4 protein-coding genes are annotated in these 3,088 nt (G+C 25.9%); 2 read left to right on the top strand and 2 right to left on the bottom strand.

Going from position 1 to position 3,088, the window contains the following annotated elements:
• Nucleotides 1-64 precede the first annotated feature (64 nt).
• The gene (gene ybaK, locus G3997_RS01450; protein ID WP_296646958.1) at nucleotides 65-544 is read left to right on the top strand and encodes a Cys-tRNA(Pro) deacylase; all 480 of its coding nucleotides are present in this window, start codon (nucleotides 65-67) and stop codon (nucleotides 542-544) included.
• 176 nt (nucleotides 545-720) lie between these two features.
• Here the strand turns inward: ybaK and G3997_RS01455 are convergent, their stop codons facing one another.
• Both G3997_RS01455 and G3997_RS01460 read right to left on the bottom strand, forming a co-directional pair.
• Nucleotides 721-1,164: a threonine/serine exporter family protein gene (locus tag G3997_RS01455; protein WP_296646960.1), complete on the bottom strand. Its 444-nt coding sequence runs from the start codon at nucleotides 1,162-1,164 to the stop codon at nucleotides 721-723.
• 1 nt (nucleotide 1,165) lies between these two features.
• A complete protein-coding gene (locus G3997_RS01460; protein WP_296646963.1) occupies nucleotides 1,166-1,927 on the bottom strand; it encodes a threonine/serine ThrE exporter family protein in 762 nt (253 codons plus the stop codon).
• A 161-nt stretch (nucleotides 1,928-2,088) separates the two neighbouring features.
• Here G3997_RS01460 and G3997_RS01465 point away from each other — a divergent pair, with 161 nt between their 5' ends.
• Entirely contained in the window at nucleotides 2,089-3,066 is a 978-nt protein-coding gene (locus G3997_RS01465; protein ID WP_296646966.1) for a dipeptidase, read from the top strand.
• Nucleotides 3,067-3,088: the final 22 nt, after the last annotated feature.

Here is a 3,088-nt window from a genome sequence, read left to right on the forward strand (position 1 = left end):
TAAAAAATCTTAATTTATAATATAATACCCAATATAAATACAATTTAATTAATAAGGGGGATATATGTCTAATTTAAAAACTAATGCAATGAGAATATTAGATTCTAACAAAATAGATTATAAGATGTATTCTTATGAAACTAAAAAAGGAGAACATATTGATGGAGTAGAGGTTGCACAAAAGATAGGTAAGAATGCATCACAAGTGTATAAAACTCTAGTGGCTCAAGGAATAAGTAAAAATATCTATGTATATGTTATACCTGTAGATAAAAACTTAGATTTAAAAAAGGCAGCAAAAGTAGCTAATGAAAAAAGTGTAGCCATGATTAATGTTAATGACATAAATAAATTTACTGGATATGTAAGGGGAGGATGTTCTCCTATAGGTATGAAAAAAATATATAAAACATTTGTAAATGATACTGCTGAATTATTAGATAATATTATAATTAGCGCAGGTAAGATAGGATACCAAGTAGAATTAGCTCCGAATGAATTACAGATGCTTATAGAATTTAAATTTGAAGATTTGATTAAATGAAATAATATAAAAATATTTTAAATATATGTATAATATCTTTTATATTGTAAATTATAGTAGTATAAGAGATATTTTACTCCCACAAACATTAAATATTTCTTATCCTCTAAAAACACCTACTTATTTAGTAGGTGCTTTTATTATGTATTATTTGTTTAGATTTTAAATTTTTAGATTTATTTARATTTTAAATTTTTAGATTTATTTAAACTATAATTTCTATAAAGAGTAGAAATTAAAATTATACCTAGAGCTAATGCACAAGCATTAGATATTGTAGTTACTCCATACTCAATAGCTTGAACATAATCTTTTCTTAATATTGCATATAATGTATTATAAACTCCATAACCTGGAACTAATGGTATCAAGCAACAAACACTTAATATAGTAGATGGAGTTTTAAATAATCTAGCACATGCTTCACAATAAATGCTAAATCCTACAGATGCTATAAATAAAGAGAAACTTTCGGTAACTCCAAAATTAATACCTATCTTATACAAAAACCATCCTAGTGAACCACCTAAACCAGATATTATTAAGTATTTTCCTTTAATATTAAAAATAATTCCAAAAGAATAAGAGCCTAAAAATGCAGCAATTATTTCTAGCAACATATTAAAACCCCCCTGATTTAAGATAAATGTGAAGTATATATCCAGTACCTATTGCAGTAGACATACCTATAAAAAAGGCTTCTGCAGCCCTAGTAAGTCCTGATACAAGTTGACCTTCTAGTAAATCTCTAATAGAATTTGTTAATGCTAGACCTGGAACTAATAACATTATAGATCCAGCTATTAATTTATCTAAGTCTTTTATTAAACCAATATGTAGACATAGTATAGATAAAATTGATATTAGACAACCACAAAGTGTATTTATAAAGAATTCATTTAAATTAAATTTTTTTAAATTTATAATTACTATTTTAGTTAAAATACCTATAAAAAAGGCACAAAACACATCTCTAAATCTACCACCGAATAAAACTGTGAATGTAGATGTTGCAACTCCAGAATAGAATAGATTTTTAGAGAGAGAGTAGTGTTCTTCGCTATATAATTCTTTTAATTTTTTTTCACAAATTTCTATACTAGGTCTATTTTGATAAATTTCTCTAGAAAGAGAATTTATATTATGTACCATATTCAAATCTATTCCTCTTGAATTTATCCTTTTTACTATAGAGTGAATTTCACCATCAAATAATATAGAAATCATAACTGCAGTAGGTGATGCAAATACTTCAACTTCATCTACCTCGAAAGATTGACATATTCTAGATACAGTCTCTTCGACTCTATAAGTTTCTCCGCCACTTTGTAACATTAATTTTCCAGCTTCAGAAGAAAATTTAAGTAACTTATTAATATTCATAAAATACCCCCAAAATATAATAGCATTGGTATTATAACACTATATATAAATAAAAGATACTAATATTATAATATAAAAACTTAACATTATTTAATTAAAACATAGATAAAATAGTATGGATATTATATAATTTTAAAAATAATATATAAAGGAGATATTGTATGATATTTGATGCTCACTGTGATATATGGACCCATGTTGCAAAGAAAAGACTAGAAGGGGAAATAGATATTATAAAAAATTATCACTTAGATAAATTTAAAGAAGCAGATATAAAAGGTGGTATATTTGTTGTATGGGTTGATCCACCATATGATAAAAAACCTAAGGAGAGAACAAAACAGATATTAGAACAAATAACAGAGGAATTGAAATGTTGTGAAGATGTAGTACATATAGTTAAAAATAGTGAAGACTTTGACATAGCAAAAGAAAAAAATAAGATAGCAGTAGTAATAGGTATGGAAGGATTACAAGCTATAGATGATGATATAGATGCTATAGAAAAACTATATGCATATGGAGTTAGACATGCAAGTCTTACTTGGAATGAAGAAAATAAATTAGCCACAGGTGCAAAAGGAAATTTAGATAAAGGTTTAACTGAAGATGGTGCAAAACTAATAAGAAAAATGGAAGAGTTAGGAATGATAGTTGATGTGTCTCATGCTAATGAAAAAACTTTTTGGGATATATGTAAGATTGCAACTAAGCCCATTATAGCATCTCATTCAAATTGTAGAAGTTTATGTGATGTTTTAAGAAATCTTACAGATGATCAACTAAGAGAAATCGCAAAAAGAAATGGTGTAGTTGGAATTAATTCATATGAGGAATTTGTAAGTCATGATGTAGATAAGCATACTATAGAGTATTTAGTAAATCATATAGACCATATGGTAGAGGTTATGGGAATAGATCATATAGGATTAGGTTTTGATTTTGCAGAGTATTTAAATTCTGATACATTACAACATTATACAAATAGTAGTTATACATATGGAGTTAAAGGCCTTGAAAATACTGCTAAGGCTAAAAATATAATATATGAATTAGAAAAACGAGGCTATTCTAAAGAAGATATAGAAAAAATAGCATATAAAAACTTCTATAGAGTAATAAAAGAAATACTAAAATAAATATATATAGTTAAAATAAATA

The organism is Romboutsia sp. 13368, from assembly GCF_018336475.1.
GTDB lineage: Bacteria > Bacillota > Clostridia > Peptostreptococcales > Peptostreptococcaceae > Romboutsia.